This window comes from Undibacterium sp. Rencai35W (assembly GCF_049340185.1).
GTDB lineage: Bacteria > Pseudomonadota > Gammaproteobacteria > Burkholderiales > Burkholderiaceae_D > Undibacterium.
This window is the reverse complement of the sequence record NZ_JBMPPC010000003.1, coordinates 188,990-209,731: the sequence shown is the minus strand read 5'-3', so window position 1 is coordinate 209,731 and position 20,742 is coordinate 188,990. Positions and strand designations below refer to the sequence as shown.

General features: G+C 49.3%; 21 protein-coding genes and 1 riboswitch. Of the genes, 7 read left to right on the top strand and 14 right to left on the bottom strand.

Going from position 1 to position 20,742, the window contains the following annotated elements; genetic code table 11:
- Positions 1-126: 126 nt before the first annotated feature.
- A riboswitch (cobalamin riboswitch) is annotated at positions 127-377 on the bottom strand.
- A gap of 127 nt (positions 378-504) precedes the next feature.
- From ACO0K3_RS07985 to ACO0K3_RS07960, 6 genes are all read right to left on the bottom strand, one after another.
- Entirely contained in the window at positions 505-975 is a 471-nt protein-coding gene (locus ACO0K3_RS07985) for a tetratricopeptide repeat protein (protein WP_422983489.1), read from the bottom strand.
- Positions 976-1,026: 51 nt separating this feature from the next.
- Positions 1,027-1,389, bottom strand: a complete 363-nt coding sequence (locus tag ACO0K3_RS07980) for a PilZ domain-containing protein (protein WP_422983487.1) — start codon at positions 1,387-1,389, stop codon at positions 1,027-1,029.
- Between the two features lie 62 nt (positions 1,390-1,451).
- Positions 1,452-2,033, bottom strand: coding sequence for an alpha-ribazole phosphatase family protein (gene cobC, locus ACO0K3_RS07975; RefSeq protein WP_422983485.1), 582 nt, complete (start codon positions 2,031-2,033; stop codon positions 1,452-1,454).
- Positions 2,018-2,779 (bottom strand): adenosylcobinamide-GDP ribazoletransferase, encoded by a 762-nt coding sequence (locus ACO0K3_RS07970; protein ID WP_422983483.1) that lies wholly within the window; start codon positions 2,777-2,779, stop codon positions 2,018-2,020. Before ACO0K3_RS07970 ends, cobC begins: the two co-directional genes overlap by 16 nt.
- Positions 2,780-2,884: 105 nt before the next feature.
- The gene (cobT, locus tag ACO0K3_RS07965; protein ID WP_422983481.1) at positions 2,885-3,931 is read right to left on the bottom strand and encodes a nicotinate-nucleotide--dimethylbenzimidazole phosphoribosyltransferase; all 1,047 of its coding nucleotides are present in this window, start codon (positions 3,929-3,931) and stop codon (positions 2,885-2,887) included.
- Between the two features lie 483 nt (positions 3,932-4,414).
- Entirely contained in the window at positions 4,415-4,813 is a 399-nt protein-coding gene (locus ACO0K3_RS07960) for a diacylglycerol kinase (RefSeq protein ID WP_422983479.1), read from the bottom strand.
- Between the two features lie 291 nt (positions 4,814-5,104).
- Between ACO0K3_RS07960 and ACO0K3_RS07955 the strand changes: the two genes are divergently transcribed.
- Together ACO0K3_RS07955 and ACO0K3_RS07950 are read left to right on the top strand one after the other, a co-directional pair.
- A complete protein-coding gene (locus tag ACO0K3_RS07955) occupies positions 5,105-5,668 on the top strand; it encodes a DUF922 domain-containing Zn-dependent protease (protein WP_422983477.1) in 564 nt (187 codons plus the stop codon).
- A gap of 200 nt (positions 5,669-5,868) precedes the next feature.
- The gene (locus ACO0K3_RS07950) at positions 5,869-6,645 is read left to right on the top strand and encodes an IclR family transcriptional regulator (protein WP_422961925.1); all 777 of its coding nucleotides are present in this window, start codon (positions 5,869-5,871) and stop codon (positions 6,643-6,645) included.
- Between the two features lie 78 nt (positions 6,646-6,723).
- On the opposite strand, the gene ACO0K3_RS07945 is transcribed toward ACO0K3_RS07950, so the two are convergent.
- From ACO0K3_RS07945 to tkt, 7 genes are all read right to left on the bottom strand, one after another.
- Complete coding sequence (locus tag ACO0K3_RS07945) at positions 6,724-7,677, bottom strand: sensor histidine kinase (protein WP_422983476.1); 954 nt, start codon at positions 7,675-7,677, stop codon at positions 6,724-6,726.
- Entirely contained in the window at positions 7,674-8,420 is a 747-nt protein-coding gene (locus tag ACO0K3_RS07940; RefSeq protein ID WP_422983474.1) for a response regulator, read from the bottom strand. The genes ACO0K3_RS07945 and ACO0K3_RS07940 overlap by 4 nt, the downstream gene beginning before the upstream one ends.
- 39 nt (positions 8,421-8,459) lie before the next feature.
- Positions 8,460-8,975, bottom strand: a complete 516-nt coding sequence (locus ACO0K3_RS07935; RefSeq protein WP_422983472.1) for a Spy/CpxP family protein refolding chaperone — start codon at positions 8,973-8,975, stop codon at positions 8,460-8,462.
- Between the two features lie 207 nt (positions 8,976-9,182).
- Positions 9,183-9,866 carry a signal peptidase I gene (gene lepB / locus ACO0K3_RS07930; protein WP_422983470.1) on the bottom strand — a complete coding sequence of 228 codons (684 nt, stop codon included), beginning with the start codon at positions 9,864-9,866 and terminating at the stop codon, positions 9,183-9,185.
- Between the two features lie 307 nt (positions 9,867-10,173).
- Positions 10,174-11,190 (bottom strand): type I glyceraldehyde-3-phosphate dehydrogenase, encoded by a 1,017-nt coding sequence (gene gap, locus ACO0K3_RS07925; protein ID WP_422959755.1) that lies wholly within the window; start codon positions 11,188-11,190, stop codon positions 10,174-10,176.
- A 117-nt stretch (positions 11,191-11,307) separates the two neighbouring features.
- Entirely contained in the window at positions 11,308-11,886 is a 579-nt protein-coding gene (locus ACO0K3_RS07920; protein WP_422983468.1) for a GNAT family N-acetyltransferase, read from the bottom strand.
- Complete coding sequence (gene tkt / locus ACO0K3_RS07915) at positions 11,883-13,886, bottom strand: transketolase (protein ID WP_422983466.1); 2,004 nt, start codon at positions 13,884-13,886, stop codon at positions 11,883-11,885. The genes ACO0K3_RS07920 and tkt overlap by 4 nt, the downstream gene beginning before the upstream one ends.
- A gap of 346 nt (positions 13,887-14,232) precedes the next feature.
- Between tkt and speE the strand changes: the two genes are divergently transcribed.
- The 5 genes from speE (at position 14,233) to ACO0K3_RS07890 (ending at position 18,495) form a co-directional block, all read left to right on the top strand.
- On the top strand, positions 14,233-15,519 hold the full coding sequence (gene speE, locus ACO0K3_RS07910) for a polyamine aminopropyltransferase (protein ID WP_422983464.1): 1,287 nt from the start codon (positions 14,233-14,235) through the stop codon (positions 15,517-15,519).
- Complete coding sequence (locus ACO0K3_RS07905) at positions 15,516-16,007, top strand: DUF1190 domain-containing protein (RefSeq protein ID WP_422983462.1); 492 nt, start codon at positions 15,516-15,518, stop codon at positions 16,005-16,007. The genes speE and ACO0K3_RS07905 overlap by 4 nt, the downstream gene beginning before the upstream one ends.
- On the top strand, positions 16,007-17,137 hold the full coding sequence (locus ACO0K3_RS07900) for a glutathionylspermidine synthase family protein (RefSeq protein WP_422983460.1): 1,131 nt from the start codon (positions 16,007-16,009) through the stop codon (positions 17,135-17,137). Before ACO0K3_RS07905 ends, ACO0K3_RS07900 begins: the two co-directional genes overlap by 1 nt.
- Positions 17,138-17,213: 76 nt before the next feature.
- On the top strand, positions 17,214-17,621 hold the full coding sequence (locus tag ACO0K3_RS07895; RefSeq protein WP_422983459.1) for a DUF350 domain-containing protein: 408 nt from the start codon (positions 17,214-17,216) through the stop codon (positions 17,619-17,621).
- Positions 17,622-17,769: 148 nt separating this feature from the next.
- Positions 17,770-18,495, top strand: coding sequence for a 16S rRNA (uracil(1498)-N(3))-methyltransferase (locus ACO0K3_RS07890; protein ID WP_422983457.1), 726 nt, complete (start codon positions 17,770-17,772; stop codon positions 18,493-18,495).
- Between the two features lie 82 nt (positions 18,496-18,577).
- On the opposite strand, the gene ACO0K3_RS07885 is transcribed toward ACO0K3_RS07890, so the two are convergent.
- On the bottom strand, positions 18,578-20,593 hold the full coding sequence (locus ACO0K3_RS07885) for an ankyrin repeat domain-containing protein (protein ID WP_422983455.1): 2,016 nt from the start codon (positions 20,591-20,593) through the stop codon (positions 18,578-18,580).
- Positions 20,594-20,742 lie beyond the last annotated feature (149 nt).

Below are 20,742 nucleotides of genomic sequence, written 5' to 3'. Positions count from 1 at the left end.
GCATGAATACAAAGTGCCACCACAACTTTATTACACACAAACACATCAATTACACCGCTATCGTGTGCAGGACACAGATAACACCTGAATTGACCGCCAATGAAAATATCCCCTGAGGGTGTCGGTAGCACTTCACTTATTCTGGCCGGTATCCGGGCTGACAAGCGTCATTTTCCGACCTTCCCATGTCTGAAGACATAGTGGTATTTGCAGAAAACTGCAGCAGCGATATGATCTTTGCAGACTCACTCTCTACCGCGCTTGTACACCGTTGCGGGGGCAGCACACCTTTGCGAAACGAATCTATTTCACCTGGTGTTTCCCGTTTAACCGCAGACATGAACATGTCCACGAGCACCAAAACTCCGCCATTCTAAAGCCAGAGACGCTTTGCAGCAAGTTAAACCCGGGCACGTCCTTGGATCAGCGGGACTAGACTGATGTTGAAAATGAATTCGAGGCTAATAAGAAATGAATACGACGCCCATATTAGGCAAGCAAGGATCAACGCATTCTGCGTAATAATTTCTGTGCGTCAGCACGCCCTGCTGGAGTGATCTGATGTGATTTGAGTGCCCGGAGAAAACAGCGATGCGCCATTTGTCGTGACTTGCTGACACCCTGCCCTGTCAGATAGCATTTTCCTAAATCAAGCTGAGCGTCACCATCTCCCAGCGCTGCCGACAAATATAGGCATCGACACATTAAGCGAAATCGGCGACGCTCGCGATGAAGCATGGCAAGGTTTGCAGCAGCAGAAGCCGATCCCAGGCGATACGCTCTTTTGTACCAATACATTGCCTTTGACTTATCGGCACGCATTGCCAAGCCTGCGTCATAAAAATATCCCAGGTTTGTCATACATCCCGGCAGATCCAGTTCGGCACCGGCTAAAAAACAATAAAAAGCACGCTGGAGGTCACCGCGTTCCCAGGCCTCGTGGGCTTGAAACTCTACATCATGAATAGTCTGCAATGAAAAAACCTTGTCTGTGTTTCATCTGTGTTCGTTTCCGCTGCATAGCATCTACGCGGCTTGATCTGCTTTGCTCGCTTTGGAGATCCAGGCATCGATTAAATTTTGATGCAGATCTGAGAGGCCATGAAATTTCACGCCGATCCGATAATGCTCTTCTGCCAGTATGCAGTGCTGAACAAAGGCTTTACATGCCACTTTGAATTGCTGATCAGCGCCTCCCACAATGCCAGGCACCTCCATCATGATCTGATATTCCCGATTGACTTCCAGACTCTGCGGACAGTGCATGAGCACGCCACCGACAGACAGATTAACAATTTTGGTTGCGACCAGACTACCGTCGCTGAGTTTGACTGCCGCACGCCAGATCACCTGAATACGCGGACTTTTTCTTAGTTCTATCATAGGCATGCTCTCTCAGTTCTGCTGCGCCTCTGAAAATTACCTCTTCGACAATAGTAACATTGCTATATTTATAATTGCAACTGCCTGCATTCACCAAAACCAATCACCTGATGATCGGCAATCACTGTGCGCGCCATTGCGTCGGGGCTGATCCCTGCTTGATAGGCAAGCATCAGACGCATCGAGCCAGCATGACTGACGATCATTACATTCTTTTTTTTATCGCCCTGCGTAACAAGCTCTTCTAAAAATTCGATAATCCGCGCTGCCATATCGAGGACATTTTCAGCGCCACCGGGACGATATCCACTGACATCAGCGGCCCAGGCGTCGATCTCGGCACGTGGAATCTGATCCCAGCTCTGCAATTCCCAGCGACCAAAATTCATTTCCATTAACCGGGGATCAAATTGCGTTTGCGCTTGCAGACCGGTAGCAAGATGCGCTGCGAGCAGGCGACAGCGTTGGAGTGGACTGGAATAAATAGCGGTCTGCGTAATCTGATTCGCTGGCAATATATTGCTCAATGCGAGCAACAAGGAGGGCAGTACCAGCTGGCATTGCGCCTCACTACTCGGCACGTCGGATTGTCCGTAACAAATCCCCTGTGCAATCTCAGGTCTAGGGTGACGGATCAGATAGAGCTGCATAAACCGATATAGAACGCAAGCTCGGATAACTGCTGCACAGCACCCAGACAATCCCCGGTATAACCACCAATCCTGCGCACAAACATCCTCGCCAGCCACCAGCTCGCAAGAGCCAGCAAGATGGCAGCGAGAATAAAATTATTGAGCGGCACCAGTCCGCAGTACATCAGCCCTGCGACAGGCACCAACACGGTCAAGCCCGCAATCAGGAGTTCAGCACCTGACATGTGTTGCGCCAGAGGTTTCGCCTTGCCTTCAAGACGGGCGTAGTCGAGGGCATAAATCAGGCTGCAAGAAGCCAGTCTCGACAAAGGATGCGCCATCAATAAAGCCGGAACCACATATTGCACCGGCATACTCGCCAGCACCGTTAGCTTAGCCAGCAACATGAGACTAATGCCGATTGCGCCATACGCACCAACCCGCGAGTCCTTCATGATATCCAGCACTCGTTCCGGAGTCATGCCACCACCAAAACCGTCACAGACATCAGCGAAGCCATCTTCATGAAATGCGCCGGTCAGATAAATCCCTGCCGCGGTCGACAAGATCATCGCCACCGCTTGCGGTAACACCAGATGTGTCAGCCCAAAAACAAGCGCCACCACCAGTGCGACGACCCAGCCAACCGCAGGAAAATAACGCGATGCCTGATGCAACCATGCCGCCTCGAACCCGACCCAAGATGGAATAGGGACACGCGTAAAAAACTGCAATGCGATAAAAAACAAGCGGATCTGGTGCATAAATTTTGGTCAAAATAGTCGAAAAAATGGCAGGCGGATTCAATCAAATTCAATCAAAATTAAATTGCAGTGATGTGCATCATGATGTTCACCATCATCAGTGCCCTAGGATTTCTCACTAACCTGTGCTGACTCAAATGTCGCCATCTGAGTCATAAAATTCACCGCGGCCTGTACAAGCGGATATACCAGCGCAGCGCCAGTACCCTCACCCAAACGTAAATCCAATTGCAGCACAGGACGGGCGCCCAGAGCCGTCAGCATCTTTGCGTGACCGCTCTCGTCCGAGCGATGCGCGAAAATGCAATAGTCAAGAATTGACGGCTGCAATTTTGCCGCTACCAGTAAGGCGCTGGTCACGATAAATCCATCAATCAATAACACCATACGACGCTCGGCAGCCGCCAGCATCGCACCAACCATGGTCGCGATTTCAAAACCGCCAAAGCAGGCTAAGACGGCCAGCGGGTCGCTGACCGTGGCATGCAGACTCACCGCACCTTCAATCACTTTTTGCTTATGCCGGACACCGGCGGCATCCAGACCTGTGCCAGCACCAACGCAATCGGCCACGGCGACCCCGGTTAATTTGTGCATCAATGCGGCGGCGGACGTCGTGTTGCCGATACCCATTTCACCGAAGCCGAGCACATTGCCGGGCAGAGTCGCCATCAAATCTTTGCCGTTTTGTACTGCCGCCTCACACTGCGCTGCCGACATCGCCGGTTCCTTTGCAAAATTACGGGTACTACCTGCAATTTTACGGTCGAGCAAACCATCACGCACACCAAAATCATGATTTACGCCAGCATCAACAATGTGTAATGCCAAGCCATTTTGACGGGCAAACACATTGATCGCAGCGCCTTCGGCCAGAAAATTTTCTACCATCTGCCAGGTGACATCTTGTGGATAAGCAGATATACCCTCAGCAACCACGCCGTGATCACCGGCAAAGACCATGATCGCCGGCTGATTCAGCACGGGCTTAGTGGTACGCTGGATCAGACCAATTTGTTTCGCGATACCCTCCAATGAGCCGAGACTCCCCAGAGGTTTAGTTTTGTTATTGACGCAAGCAGTCAGCACATCGGATAAAACAGCGTCAAAGGTGGGCGCAATAAAGGGGGCAACGGAAACTGGTGTCGTCATGATATGAAAGAAATTAGGAAAATAAGAGAATAGAGAAGCATCGTGATGCTTGTACTACGATAAAAAATATCGGTCGTGTTTACTATTTAGAAAAAATCTCTGGTGCGGTGAGTGTGCGGTGACACCTTACATCTAAACATGTCTCAGCGTCACAAGTTACTCGCCGTCGTTACAGCAAGCAAAGGAAAGCGCCTCTCATTTTTCACCGAAAATCACCACCATGCGCGATAGTTTTCCGGTGATTTTTTTGTATTAACTGATCGCTATGCTCACTCAACTATGGGTATTGCATCAGTATTCAAACAACATTCAATTTCAAGCTAAAATACAAATACTCTACCCCAGTATAAATATAAGTACCGCATCAACATTGCGGACTAGATGCTTTTTATAAAAAATAGTGGGGAGTATATATCGATGCAGGCAATTTACCACTACCTGCAACTCAGCCGGTCTGCGCTAACGCAGTGCCGGAAATTACCCTCAATAATAGAAACGGTTAAATAAAATCACGCCCCAGGTTGCCAGCGAAATCAGCAACGTCAACAACACCGCAGCACTCCCGAAATCTTTCGCATTTTTTGATAAGCTATGACGCTCAAGCGAGACCCTGTCGACAACCGCTTCGATTGCCGAGTTAATCAGCTCCACAACCAGAATCAGCAACAAGCTGGCAATCATCATCAGTTTTTCGAAAGACGACACAGGCAAGGCCAATGCGGCAATGACTCCGATCACGACTAAAATTAACTCCTGCCGAAAAGCGTGTTCGTTTTTCCATGCAGATTTAAAACCATCAATCGAATAAAAAAACGCAGAAAAAATACGCTTAACACCACTCTTACTTTTAAACTCGCTGACAGCTTGTTCCTGATCACTCATGTGGTATTCCTGAAATAGGCATTGGATAAATTACTTGTAAGGACGCTGATAAACTCATAATGGCGCCGATTTTAACAGTCCCGAGTCACAAATATATGACTTGGAACAGGATAAGCAATAATTCTGCGCTTAATTTCGCGACCAACTCAGCGATAATCTATGCGAGCAATATGCTCAACAACATAGAACGTCCCTGGCTTGACAATAAAGTTACGGCACTACGTCATCACAACACCGCGCAACACTGTGGATTGGCTTCGCGATATCTTCCAATTTTAAAGTCACTAGCCCATGAATAAATTAGTATTTTGCCTTCTCATTCTGTCGGTAGCGAGCACAACGTATGCTGAAGTGACAGAACGTCTCGACTATATTGATTATCCGGCGACAGTCGATGCTCAAACTCCACTCAATGTGATTTTAAATAAAGCCTCTCCTATACGAGAAAACGGCAATGTCTTTCATGGCTATACCAAGTGGTGGGTGCAGTGGCATTTCTGGTGGCAAAAAACTGCGAATGGCGAATGCACCATGAGCAGGGTGAAAGTCGATTTATCAGCAACGATTACTCTGCCCAAATTAGTTGGCACGCCTTCCAGCGCCCAGCAATCGCAATTTGATCAATATGCTGCGGCGCTCAAAATACATGAACTTGGACACTACAATAATGGGAAACAGGCTGCCAACGCGGTAGAGCAAGCGATACTCCATTTACCCAGCACGCCAAACTGCGAGCAGCTTGAATCGCAGGCAAACAAGACTGGCATGCAAATACTCAAGGAATATAACCAGAAAGATCGTCAATACGATGCCGCAACAAGTCACGGAAAAACTCAAGGTGCGCGCTTAAATTAATTTATATCTTATTTTCCTACTAGAACTCAGGGATAACTCTTCAGAAGCTGCGCCAAACAAAAACAAGAAAACAGAACGGCGCTGCAAGTGCTGGTTAATTTCAGCATGATGATCAATTTAGCTCTATTTCTGTCACCAACAAGCTGACGTGCGTTTCACATTGTGGTATAAAGAAGATATTGCAATGCACCAACCATCCTATGAAAAACGACACCACGAATGCCGACAAAACCTCCATACAGGTAATCGAACGACTGGTTTCCCTGCTAGATGCCCTGTCACGCTATCAGGATCCCGTCAGCTTGAAAGAACTCGCCATCGTGACGGGACTGCACCCATCCACTGCGCACCGCATCCTGAACGACCTGGTTACAACCCGCTTTGTTGACCGTGCCGAGGCTGGCTCTTACCGGTTAGGTATGCGCTTGCTGGAGCTGGGAAATATTGTCAAAAGTCGCCTGAATGTGCGCGAGGCCGCGCTGGAATTCATGCGCACCCTGCATCGTCAGACTCACCAGACCATTAATTTATCGGTGCGTCAGGGCGATGAAATTGTGTATATTGACCGGGCTTTTTCAGAGCGCTCAGGCATGCAAGTCGTACGGGCGATTGGTGGCCGTGCGCCTTTACACCTGACCTCGACCGGCAAATTATTTTTGTCGCTCGATGAGCCAAAAGCGATCCGCGCTTATGCCACCCGCACAGGGCTGGCAGGCCACAATAAAAATTCGATCACCGATCTGCATAAACTGGAAAAAGAACTCGCCGACGTCCGTGAACATGGCTTTGCACGCGATAACGAGGAGCTAGAACTCGGCGTCCGTTGCATGGCGGCTGGCATACGCGATGACAGCGGCAAGATGATTGCCGGTTTATCGATTTCAGCGCCAGCAGATCGCTTGCAAGAAGAATGGCTGGAGGATCTGATCTCTACGGCAGAACAGATATCCGAAACCTTGGGCTATGTGCCGTCCTGAGCGGCAGCCTCTTTGTAAGGATACAGCCTTAGATAACTCAGATTTAATCGCGACTTAGTGAAGCCTGAATATTGAAATTTAAAGGCGAGCCAGACGTACTACAAACTGACTACCACCATTCGCCGTCAGCTCACAACGCGCCTCCCCGCCGTGACGCCTGGCAATTTGCCTTACCAAGGCCAATCCAAGACCAAAGCCGGTATTCGTCAAAATATGTGGACTACGGAAAAACGGCTCAAAAACACGCTCAAGATGTTCTGCCGAGACACCTGGTCCATGATCGCTTACGATCAATTCTGCACCTTCATCCATGCCGCGTAACATGACATTCGTCGGTGGCTTGCCATAGCGTCTGGCGTTCTCTAATAAATTACGGATTAAGCGCCGCAATAAGCGCGAATGCCCTTGCAAGACAAAAGAACTGCCATCGAGTTCAACATCGTCATAGCGCGCACACTCTTCAGCCATTAGTCCCAGCAAATCAACTTCTTCCATCTTATCCGGCTCAATCGGCACTTCCAGGCGGCTTGCCAACAGAATCTCATCCAGCAACGCATCTAACTCGGCAATGTCTTGCTCCAGCTCCGCACGCCGCTTCGGCTCGGCACTTTCTTTCATCAAGGTCACCGTCAAACGAATTCGCGTCAATGGTGTACGTAATTCATGCGACGCGTTAGACAACAAGGATTTATGTGCTACGACTAGGGATTCTATTTTTTCTGCGGCGCGATTGAACGAATGAGCAAGTTGTGCAACCTCATCACTACCCTCGACTATCACACGTGCGGTCAAATCACCCTCACCCAGGGATTCCACACCTTGTTGCAATCGCTCAAGCCGCAATGTCAGGCGTCTGAAAAAAGGATACGCACCAATACTGACGATCAATGCCAGGCCGCCAAATACAAACGACCAAGCATAAAGCGGAAGGCCATTATCAATGCCATGACGTAGCGCCATCCCACTAACGGTATAGACCGCCAGGCATGCAAGCAGGGTAAGATAAAAGCGGAGATAAAGACGTGATTTCATTCCTGTACCTTTGCAAATACATAGCCCGCACCTCTGACCGTGATAATCCGTCGCGGATACTTCGTATCATCCTCAATTGCCATGCGAATACGAGAAATATGGACATCAATCGAACGATCAAAGGCCTCTAATTTTTCACCTTTAACACGATCCAGCAAGAAGTCACGCGTTAATACACGACCAGCGTTTTCAGCCAATACCAAGAGCAAATCAAATTGATACGAGGTGAGCGCTTGTATATTGCCTTGCTTTTTCAGGCAACGCGCGTCAGGATCAATTTCCAGGCAGCCAAAGTGCCAAGGGAAATCTGATTTTTTCGATAAATTCACATCAATCGAGGTATCCCTACCATCTTTGGAATATAGCGTCTCAGCCACCCGCCGCTGTCGCCTCAGAATAGCCGATAGTCTGGCAAGTAATTCACGGGGTTCAAACGGCTTAGGTAGGTAGTCATCAGCTCCAAGCTCCAGTCCAACGATACGATCAGTAGCGTCGCCACGAGCGGTCAGCATAATAAGCGGTACATCGCTATAACGACGTAAGCGACGACAGACCTCAAGACCATCCAGATCAGGCAACATCAGATCAAGCACAACCAGGTCAAATGACTCTTTGGCTAGCCGCGTCAATGCCTCTGCTCCGGTACCGGCGACATCAACCTGGAAATGCATCTCCCCCAAATACTCACAGAGCATTTCAGCCAGACGAACGTCGTCCTCAACGAGCAGAATCCGTGAATTCATGTCCAGTATCTGCCTCTCGTGATATGAGCATGATGCAGTTCAACCATGGCTACCATGATGGCTGGACGCTTTACTGAAACGCTGGCGCTGATCGGGTGTTAACAACTTACTCAAATCTATCATCAACTGCGTGACACGGCGCGATCCCTGGTCCGCAGTCGATAACTGCTCGCTACGCAAACGTTCAATCGCCTGTTCGTCTATTTTTTCCTGGGTCAATAAGCTCAACATCTTGTTGTTCCTCTCTTGATACCGCTGCTGCAATGCACTCAGTTCGGCATTTGTCTGGTTCACTTTTTCCATTGTCTGCGTTTTTTGCTGCTCACTCAAGCTGGCAATCGCATCGATATGCGCTGGCAAGCCAGTTAAACCAGTTGCAAATGACGCTGGACTACTCAGCCCCATCAGCAAAACACCTGCGCCGGAAGCCTCATGCTGATCATGCATATTACCTGCATGCACCTTCAATCCGGCCACACCAAGCAGTAGCAACGCAAACATGCCAGCAATAATCCAGACGACTGACCGACGTTGATTGACTATGAAATTACGCACGATTCTTCTCCTGAAAAAATTATGGGAAAGCCCCGTACCAAGTCTCAGAGAAGCGCGTCAAGATGATGTGTAGCGTAGAGTAAAGATTTGTAAAGTATGAGTTACCTGAGGTTTTTTACGTATTGACGTATTCTTTTGAAGAAAATGAAAAAGGACATGAATTTTATTTCATGTCCTCGGTTTTTAGGAGCGACCAATCAATCTCTTTTAGGTCTTTGCCGCGATACGTTCAAGTCTTGGTAGATAATAATTATCTCCGTCCAGTGAATACAGCAAACGGTTGACGCGTCCGGTAATCAGTTCGCGTTTGACGAAACCGATATAGCGAGAGTCTTTACTGTTATCACGGTTATCGCCCAACATCAGATACTGGCCTGCCGGTACGGTGACGGGGCCAAATGAGCGCATTGCCTGACGTTCTGGCATCACGATAATGCCATGCTGTTTTGTCCCTAAGGTCTCTTGATAGACGAGTTGTTTGCCCTGATATTCGCGGCGTGGCGTCAAGTGATTGGCGGGATTATCAAAAGCCTCCTGATAATCTGATGGCACACCATTAATCACCAATTGTTCATCATGCATTTCGACCACATCACCTGGCACTGCGATCAGGCGTTTGACCAGGCGAGTACCATCTTCCGGCGAGCTGAACGTCACGATGTCTCCACGCGCAGGATCTGCCACATGAGACAAGATCACATCAGTAAAAGGAAGTTTGACATCATAAGCAAGTCGGTTGCAGATCACCCTATCCCCCTCGACTAAGGTCGGATACATGGAACTCGATGGCACCAGATAAAAATCAGCCAATGCGCTACGGACCAATACCATGCCGAACATAAACAAGATAAAGCCCTTGTTCTCAGCAATTAATTTCTTAGGGCTAAACATGATGACATTCTCCAAATACGGTTAGCTGAAACTCTAGTGCAAGCCTTCGCCAGATCTTGTGTGATTTCAGGATAATTCAAGAGCATCTATCGAAGAAAGAACCTGGGCCGGGTAATCCCAGGCCTGAGTCTAGTGGTTAGTACTAAGTACTAGACAAAAAAATACCCCGAAAGTTCGGGGTATTTTTTACCAGTAGATAAAACCGGCTTATTTTGAAAACTTATTTTGAGAAGCGCTCTCAAGAATCCGCGATGAAGTGAGTTGCATAACATACAGCCTTGCAGCAACTCACCCCGGGGTTTCTCAATTATTTTGCGCTCATCAGTGCCATCGTCGTGTCCAGCATACGATTGGAGAAACCCCATTCGTTGTCGTACCAACTGGATACTTTTACCAGTCGGCCGCCATTGACCTTAGTCAGCGTTTCATCGTAAGTCGATGATGCCGGGTTGTGGTTGAAGTCAACGGAGACCAGCGGTGCTGTGTTGTAATCCAGAATGCCTTTCAATGCGCCTTCTGAAGCGGTCTTCAATACTTTGTTGATTTCTTCAACAGTCGTATCGCGAGATGCAATAAAAGTCAGGTCAACAACCGACACATTGATGGTTGGAACACGCATTGCATAGCCATCAAGTTTGCCGTTCAGTTCTGGCAAGACGAGGCCAACTGCCGCTGCTGCGCCAGTTTTAGTCGGGATCATGCTCATGGTAGCTGAACGAGCACGACGCAAGTCTTCGTGCATGACGTCTGTCAATACTTGGTCATTTGTGTAGGCGTGGATCGTCGTCATCAAACCGCTTTCGATACCGATCGCGTCGTTCAATGGTTTTGCCAGTGGTGCCAGGCAATTCGTTGTGCAAGAAGCGTTGGAAATAACGGTGTCTGTGGATTTCAATACGTTATGGTTCACACCGTAGACGATTGTTGCATCAACATCCTTGCCGCCTGGCGCGGAGATGATGACCTTTTTCGCGCCACCAGCCAAGTGAGCCGAGGCTTTTTCTTTTGTAGTAAAGAAGCCTGTGCATTCCAGAACGACGTCTACATTCAATTCACCCCAAGGAATATTCGCCGGATTACGTTCTGCGAAGACTTTGATCTTGTCGCCGTTGACGATCATGGTGTCGCCTTCAACGGATACAGTACCAGGGAACTTACCGTGGGCAGTGTCGTAACGCGTCAGGTGAGCGTTGGACTCTGCATTACCGAGGTCGTTGATGGCAACGATCTGGATGTCGTTTTTGAATTTGCCGCCTTCGTAGTGGGCACGCAGAATATTACGACCGATACGGCCATAGCCGTTGATTGCGACGCGAATCGTCATGGTTTTATCTCCAATAAAAACAGTGAAAAATCTTTATAACTCTTAACCTGCACAAGCTATTCTTAAACTGAATTCCTTCTTCACGCTTACATCCTGGCTCAGAGGCTTAATACAAAACTAATGCAAGGTTGGTGCACTCTCTGCTGATGTCAAATGCAACTCCGTCAGCTCGTTCAGATCCGGCCAGCCGTAAGCGACTTCTTGCAATTCGAGCTCATCCCAAATGAAATCCTGTTCGATCAAAAACTGTCCGCCAAAATTTTCATAAAACTGGCGTGCTGCCTTATTGCCCGTCAGGACCCAGACCAACATATTACTGGCACCCATCGCCTGCAAAGTACGGGCGACTTTTTGCAACATACGCTGACCGATACCAGAGTTCTGAAATGCCGGACGTAAGTAAATCGCAGTCAATTCCGAGTGCATCCCCTGCTTCTCTTCCTTCAGCAGCATGCCAGATGCAAAACCGATAATTTCATCGTCCGCAATCGCAACAAAAACGCAGACAGCAGGATTGTCTGCCGTCAATATGCGAGTCCAGATCGCCGCACTGTCATCAAGCTTCATTTCATCGAGATACGCATCGGGCATGATGCCGCGATACGTAGTGCGCCAGCTTTCGATGCGCACGGCAGCAATCGCCTGCGCATCTGCGACAGTAGCACGACGCAAACTAATTTCTTTGATTACGCTCATGCCAGAGTCGCTTTTACTTTGGCAATAACGTTATCTACCGTAAAGCCAAAGTGTTTGAATAGGACGCCAGCAGGAGCGGACTCGCCGAAAGTATCGATACCGACAACGGCGCCTTCCAGCCCCACGTATTTGTACCAGAAGTCGGTTACACCGGCTTCGATCGCTATACGTGGCAGGCCTTTGCCCAATACTGCTGCTTTGTATGCGGCATCCTGGCGATCAAATACATCGGTCGAAGGCATAGACACAACACGCACCGCGATACCCTGTTCAGCTAGGGCTGCTGCAGATTTCACTGCTAGTTCAATCTCAGAACCTGTTGCAATCAATACGGCTTTTGCGTCGGTGACATCTTGCAATACATAACCACCTCGCGAAATATCCGTGATCTGTTGTGCAGTACGCTCTTGATAAGGCAAATTCTGACGCGAGAAAATCAGGGTCGACGGACCATCATGACGCTTGACTGCAAATGCCCATGCGGCCGCGGATTCAACCGTATCACAAGGACGCCAGTTATCCAGATTAGGAATCAGGCGCATGCTGGAGACGTGCTCGACGGATTGATGGGTAGGACCGTCCTCACCCAGACCGATCGAGTCGTGTGTAAATACAAACAGAGTACGGATCTTCATCAGCGCAGCCATGCGAATGGCATTACGGCTGTAGTCAGAGAAAGTCAGGAAGGTTGCGCCGAAAGGAATGTAGCCGCCATGCAGAGCGATACCATTCATCATAGCGCTCATACCAAATTCACGCACACCATAGTTGATATGATTACCGGCCTGATTGCCACGTACAGCGACGCATTCTTTCCAGTTCGTCAGATTGGAACCGGTCAAATCCGCGGAACCGCCGAGAAATTCCGGCAGTGACGGAGCAAATGCCTGAATCGCATTCTGACTCGCTTTACGCGTAGCGATGTTTTCTTTTTTCTCTACGCAAGCGGCAATCGCGCTGGCAACCACTTCGTCAAAATTCGCCGGAAGATCGCCTTTCATACGACGTGTCAGCTCGGCAGCCTTGGCAGGATACTGGGCAGCATACGTGGCGAATTGAGTATTCCACTCCGCTTCAGCTTTCGCACCATCGGCCTTCGCATCCCATGCGGCGTAGACATCAGCAGGAATTTCAAAAGGCGCATAGTCCCAACCGATATTGGCACGAACCGCGGCAATTTCTTTATCACCGAGCGCTGCGCCGTGAACATTGTGGGTGCCCTCCATATTCGGCGAACCTTTACCGATCACGGTTTTACAACAGATCAACGTTGGCTTGCTTGATGTCTTGGCTGACTCAATCGCCTTGGATACCGCGGCAGCGTCATGGCCGTCAACAGCGCGAATCACATTCCAGCCATAGGCTTCAAAACGTTTTGGCGTATCGTCAGTGAACCAACCTTCAACATGGCCATCAATCGAGATGCCGTTGTCATCCCAGAACGCAATCAGCTTATTCAGTTGCAATGTGCCAGCCAGTGAGCAAGCTTCATGCGAAATACCTTCCATCAAGCAGCCGTCGCCCATGAATGCGTAGGTGTGATGATCAACCACGTTCAAACCAGGCTGATTAAATTCGGCGGCGAGCAGTTTTTCTGCCAGTGCCATGCCGACTGCGTTCGTGATGCCCTGACCCAATGGACCTGTCGTAGTTTCAACGCCGGGTGTGACGTGCACTTCAGGATGACCGGCGGTCTTGGAGTGCATTTGACGGAAGTTACGGATTTCATCCATCGACAAGTCGTAACCGGTCAGATGCAGCAAGGAATAGTGCAACATCGATCCATGGCCATTCGACAAAACGAAGCGGTCACGGTTAATCCACTGAGGATTGCCCGGATTATGGCGATAATGTGTTTTCCACAAAGCCACGGCAATATCGGCCATCCCCATAGGAGCGCCCGGGTGACCGGAGTTAGCTTTTTGAACGGCATCCATGGACAAAGCGCGGATCGCATTGGCCATTTTGGTGATTGTTGCTGGCTGGAGGGAAGAAGTCATAGCGTCTATTTGGGCTGATTAGGCAAATGTAGTCTGAGAAAAGCTGGTCGGTGAAGCAAGGCAGCAACGATGTACCGGACATCAAGTTCTGCAAAGTCCGTTATTTTACCAGAGCGTGACAACAGAACACCCGGTCACGACTAAGTGATGCGTAAAACTTTAGCGCTTTTTACCGCACGAGAAGGCAATTTCCGCTTATTTTCATGGCAAAAGGAGATTTTCCTGGTGATAAATAGAAAATGATTCATCAAGTTTCTTTCTGGACGACACTCCGTCAATCCCAAGCGATACAATTGCGATAATTTCAATAATTCGCTCAAGCAAGTCTTGGCAGATAACACAGAATATGGAAGGTTTACACCTGACCGCAGATTGCTTTGATTGCCAATGCCCGTCTGCCTTGATGCTAGATATACAGTATCTTCGCTCAAACGCTATCAAAGCAACTGAACAAGCCGGACTCAGCATTGTTGGAGAAAAATTCCATGCCTTCTCTACACAAACTGGTGATCCAGCCGGCATTACCGGCACTTTACTGTTAGCTGAATCCCATCTGGCTATCCACACATGGCCAGAGCGTAACGCCGTTACGCTGGATGTCTACGTCTGCAACTTCAATGCGAACAACAGTATGAAAGCGCGCAGGTTGATGGATAGGCTGATCACTCAATTCCGGCCTAAAAATTCAAACAGGCAAGAACTGATGAGAGGCGCACCGGAACTGACTGAAACTGTAACCGGCACAGCAGGCGACACAACAGGCAACATAGCAATCGAATATTTAACGCCTGATACAGTGTACGGCACCCGTCTCGGCGTGACGATTGCCAGTGTACAAAGCGCATTTCAGCAAATTGAGATCTTGCATAGCCCGGATTTTGGCAAGATGATGCGTATTGACGGCGCGTACATGACTTCAGAAAAAGATGAATTCTTTTATCATGAATGCCTGGTACATCCTGTTGCCATTGCTCACCCGGCTCCACAGTCCGCACTGATCATCGGCGGCGGTGACGGCGGATCGACTGAGGAACTCTTAAAACATCCGGGTATCCAGCACATAGACTTGTGTGAAATTGATGCCAGCGTCATCGAACTGGCGCGCGCGCATCTCAAGCCGATACACCGCGGTGCACTTGACGATTCTCGCGTCAAACATATCCATGAAGACGGTTTTGCTTTTATCAAAAACGCCGAGCGTCAATACGATGTGATTTTTCTGGATTTAACTGATCCAATCAGCCCGAACGGCACGGAACTGGCAGCCAGTTGTATGACTGCCGATTTTTTCGTCGCATGCAAGCGTCGTCTTGCAAAAAATGGTGCGCTGGTGATGCATCTCGGGAGCCCTTTCTACCATCCGCAACGGGTTGCAGATACCTATGCAACACTAGCGAAAATTTTTACTACCGTGCGGCCCTATACGGTATTCATACCATTATATGGAGCGTTATGGGGTATGGCGATTGCAAGCGATAATCTGGATCCCATTGCAATGACAAAGCAAGAAATTGATGATCGCATGGCGCAAAGAAAGCTAACGGATCTGCAGTATTACAACACCGACATCCATCATGCACTGTTCGCATTGCCCACCTTCGTGCAAAATATAGTGACCAAGGAGATCCAATGACGACGCTCAAAAAAATTCGCAGGAGCCGTACCGTTCCCCTCGTTTTTGCCACCGCCGCCGCGGTTACAGCGTGCGGCGACAACGCACAAGAAACGACGTCACTCAGAGATGAATATAAAAATCTCGAAGACTGCACCAAGGATTGGGGCAGCATAGACCCATGCAGTCCGGAAGTCGCACAGCAAGGAAACACCCTACTAGGCAGCGGCCATGGCAGCACCTACACCGGTCACTATTTTGGCCCATCCTACGCTGAAGGCAACCGTGAGCAGGCGCAACGGGGCTACAACCCGAACATCTTCTCCAGCAATAATAACAATACCACCGCTGGCGTTGGCACCAGCAATTTCAACAGTACTAACAGCGCTAATGGCACTAATACCAGCAACGATCATGCTATCGGACGCTCGGTCAGCCGCTCAGGCGGCAGGTCCGTGAGCCGTGGTGGCTTTGGCGGGACAGCACACGGTTTTTCCGGAGGCGGTTAATGATACGGGAATCACACCGTCCACGCGACAACTGGCAAGCTCAGTTTGAAGCGCTTGGGTTTAACTACCATTCGATCGATGGCCTGTATTGGGATGAACGTTACGCTTACCGTTTTAGCAGCGATCAGATCGACACGCTAGAACAGGCAACGATTGACCTTCATCAAATGGCGTTGCAGGCGGTAGATCATGTCATTCGTCATGAGCGGCTGGCACAGTTTGCGATCCCTCAGAGTTTTTGGCCTCTTGTAGAGCAAAGTTGGCATGATAAAGAATTTTCTTTGTACGGACGCTTTGATCTGAGCTGGGATGGAACCGGTCACCCGAAAATGCTGGAATATAACGCTGATACGCCGACAGGATTAGTCGAATCCAGCGTAGCGCAATGGTACTGGCTGCAAGACGTATTACCCCATGCAGATCAATTTAATTCACTGCACGAAAAACTCGTCGCCCAGTGGAAAACGTATCCAGCCAAAGGCATGCTGCATTTTGTATGCGCCGATGGCAATGAGGAGGACGAAGGTAATTTATCGTATCTGCGCGACACGGCAATCCAGGCCGGCTGCGCCACCAAACAATGTGCGATCGAAGATATCGGCTGGGATCCTTCGCAAGCTGCCTTTGTCGACGCAATGGATGTCCGTATCGATAATGTGTTTAAACTTTATCCATGGGAATGGTTATCCCGCGAAACGTTTGCCAATCACTTATTAGCCAAGCCGATGCGCATCATCGAGCCCGCATGGAAAATGATTTTATCTAATAAAGCCATTCTGCCTGTGATGTGGGAATTATTTCCACATCATCCGAACCTCTTGCCAGCGTTTTTTGATGCATGGCGAATACAAGGCGATTTCGTCAAAAAACCTCTGTATTCACGCGAAGGAGAAAATATCTCCATCTATGCAAACGGAACGGTACTGCATACACCCGGACAATACGGCGCAGAGGGTTTTATCTATCAGGCCTATGCACCACAACCGAAATTTGATGACGGCATTACGCCCGCATTTACTTCAATCGGCTCCTGGGTCATCGGCGATGATGCTGCAGGCATAGGCATACGTGAAGACGAGAGTCTGATTACAAAAAATACCAGCCGCTTCATACCGCATTACTTTGAGTAATATCGATACCAACAAAAAACAAACCGACAAACACCAACAAACACCAACAGCACCAAAAAAAACAAAAAGGATCCCTATGAGCGAGCACATTATGAACACCGGCATCCCCGCCTTCCTCAGTCATTTTGGTTTGTCGCTATTATTACTGGCAAGTTTCATCGCCTGCTATGTAGCCATCACACCCTACCGGGAGATCCAGCTAATCCGCGCTGGCAATCACGCAGCCGCTGCAAGCTTGTCCGGCGCGGTACTTGGCTATTGTGTCGCCCTGGCTTCCGCCATTGCCAATAGCATCAACCTCATCGACATGCTGTGCTGGGGTGCCATCGCACTGGCAGTACAATTGCTCGCGTTTGGCGTGGTCCGCCTGCTGCTCCCGGGTCTGGTCGCAGACATACCAGACAACAAAATCGCATCGGGTATATTTCTCGGCGCAGTTAGTCTGGGTCTAGGTTTATTAAATGCGGCTTGTTTAACATATTGAGGTGTTGATGATGAACGATGCACTCATTACAAGTGCGTCCGGCTCACATTCCGCTTATTCTGTATCGCAAGTCATATTTATAATCCTCGCATCATCCTAGTTCTGCGACAATGTGAGCTACGCATCAATTCTCCTCTGCACATACGATATGCCACGTTTCTATTGCCATCTTCCGCTCGCTGTTGGCGCTTCTATTGATTTGCCGTCTGACGTCGCTCATCACGTTTTTGTTTTACGACTGATGGCGAACGATCATATTTGTATCTTCAATGGTGAAGGCGGGAGCTATATTGCGACGCTGACGTCGGTTGCGAAGAAAAACGTTAGCGCAGATGTCAAAGTATTTTTGCCGGAAGAATGCGAATTACCGTATGCCCTGACGCTGGCACAGGCCTTGCCGGAGGCATCCAAGATGGACTGGATCATTGAAAAAGCGATTGAGCTTGGTGTCACGACGATACAACCACTTTCGTCACAACGATGCGTGGTCCGTTTATCTGCCGAACGTGCTGAAAAAAAACTCGCGCACTGGCAAGGCATCATCATCGCCGCAGCCGAGCAATGCGGACGCAATCGTCTCGCTCATTTGTCGCCGGTCATGGATTTGCCTAAATGGCTGGCACAACAAGACATTCATAAACGTATCTTACTTTCGCCAAGGGCAAATCAATCGCTTGCAGACTGGGCTCGTCATCACCCTGCGCAATCAGTCAGTCTGATGATCGGTCCTGAGGGAGGATTTTCTGAAGAGGAAGAAATGCTCGCGATCAGACAAGGTGTATTGACCCTGAGCATGGGGCCGCGCATCTTGCGCACGGAGACTGCGGGTCTCGCAGCCATCGCGACTCTGAACGCCGCATGGGGCGGCATGTAGATCGACGGGTTGGGATTTGTTTTCCCTGAAAATGAACTTAGCCTCAGTCTGCAATTAGCGATTTAATTAATTTCAAATCAGCTTAATCACAAGCCAGCGCTTTTGCCGCTGCCGTTTTTTTGAAAAAACGCGCGTAGCCGCATGCATTTTCTCCGTACAAATCTAGTTTCGCTTGATCTGCACCAGATTCCAGCAAAAACCGGATTGATAGCAACTGATCATATTGTGCGGCGACCATCAGCGGGGTTGAACCACGCGCTTCGCTAAACGGCGCATCAATCTCGGCGCCATGTTCTCGCATTACACGCATACTGCGCACCGCGCCGACAAAGGCAGCGTAATGCATGGGCGTCCAGACCTGATTACTGGCTATTCGCATATCAGCACCAGCGTCGAGCAAGGCACGGACCACATCAACCGCGTCCTTATTAATTGCATCAAATAAGGCGCTGCGGTTTCCCAGTCGATAACCTGCGGCATCAACGATAACAGGCGTCACATCGTCAACCCGTGCCCCACTCGCCAGCAATAATTGCACCTTACCTACGTCCGCCTCCTTCGCTGCGCGCATCAAGCGGGTCAACCCATCTTCATCACGTTGATTGGGATCCCCACCGGCAGCTAGCTGCGCCTGCAGCTGTGCATACGTCTCGACTGGCACAAGAGCTCTTTCTGAAAGTATTGAGAGTGCTTCGTGATTGGCAGAATCAAACATCGGCAACACAAAAAAGACGATTGTGCCCCATCCGGCAACCACAAGGAAAGAGAGTAAAACGACGAGGCCTAGCCAGGATTTTTTACGTTCGATCACCGTTGGAACAGACGTTGATTTTGCCAACTCCGTCAGATCGAGCTGATGTAAGCGTTTGGGTTTATGCAGCAGCACTTGCCAGTCAATCTTTGCAGACGCGATCGACGTAGACGCGACCAACGCAGAACCGACGGGCAAAAGAAAAACCACCTCATCGCCCATTACCTTGACAACCAGTTTCCAGATAATTTTTTTATTCTTACCATCAGCATCACCCGATACCGGCAAATCCGCTGGAAAATTAATGACAAAACTGGTCTGCACAGTCGCATGAGCAAGTTGTAAATCGCTCACAAGGCACGACCACAGAGTGGTGGTGCTGGTATCTTCGCCACTACTGTCCTCATAATCGCATTGACATTCAATTCTTACCGGATAGGCAGGTTGCGGCGTACCTGAAAGACCAGTACGCGCCCCAAGCGGAGGGATAAAACGTACGCTGCCCGCCCACTCACTCAACCCGATTTGCGGCGCTCTGGCCATGACTAACACTGGCTTACCAATACGTTTTCTGGTCAACCATAATTTCAGCGCAAAAACCGTCAATACGACACCAATCAGAGGGAAGATAACGACGATAAGAACTAGTGGATTCTTGCCAATATGAGAAGAGAACAATGCCACGCCAGAAATCGGCCAGGCGAGTAAATTCCAGAACACAGCAAAAATACCCAGCGATAACGCACCACTTTGTTGCGGCTCGATAATCAGGTGGGAAAGCGGCACTTGATAGTGCTGAGCAAATTCAGCGGTAACAGCGGGGGTCGCAGAAGTCGCAGGCTCTGCTGATGGCCGCCAGATCTGCCAGAGTGCCCAGCAAGCGCCGATCCCGACCGCCGGAAATAGCGAGGCGAACGGCAACAGAAACAATAGCCGCATCCAGCGTATTGTGCGGTCATAGACGGCAAAATCAGGATCACCGGGATCGACCCAAAGCGTGACGGACTGCTCCTGGTCTTTGGCGCGCAGCAACTCTCGGTAAATATCTCGTTGGTAGTCACCAATATTATCGCTGGTATCGCCGCCGATATTAATGCGCTGGCTGCGATGGTCCAGAGCGTTATAGCTATAACTAAATTCTGCTTTTACCTGATATGTCCTGGTCTCACCATCATGTTCATCTAGCGTGAGTTTTTCGATATGCGCCTGCACTGCCACCAGACTCTGCGCCTTCCAGTAGCCCATGATCTGCTTCACCAGAGGCATCACACCTACTCCTATCCCACCCGCCGTAAAGCTGACTGCAAATATCAGAGCAAATAAACTTGAACCTATTTTTGAACTCATTGTTTTTATTTTTTTCATGCTGCAAATGTAGCAGAGAGCAGGCTGCTAGTACCACAGATAGCGTTGCAAAATTGCCTCTCATTACACAAACATAATAGGCAAGGTGAATAACAAGACTAACTGCTCTTACCAAGTATTTCAGCTCGTTT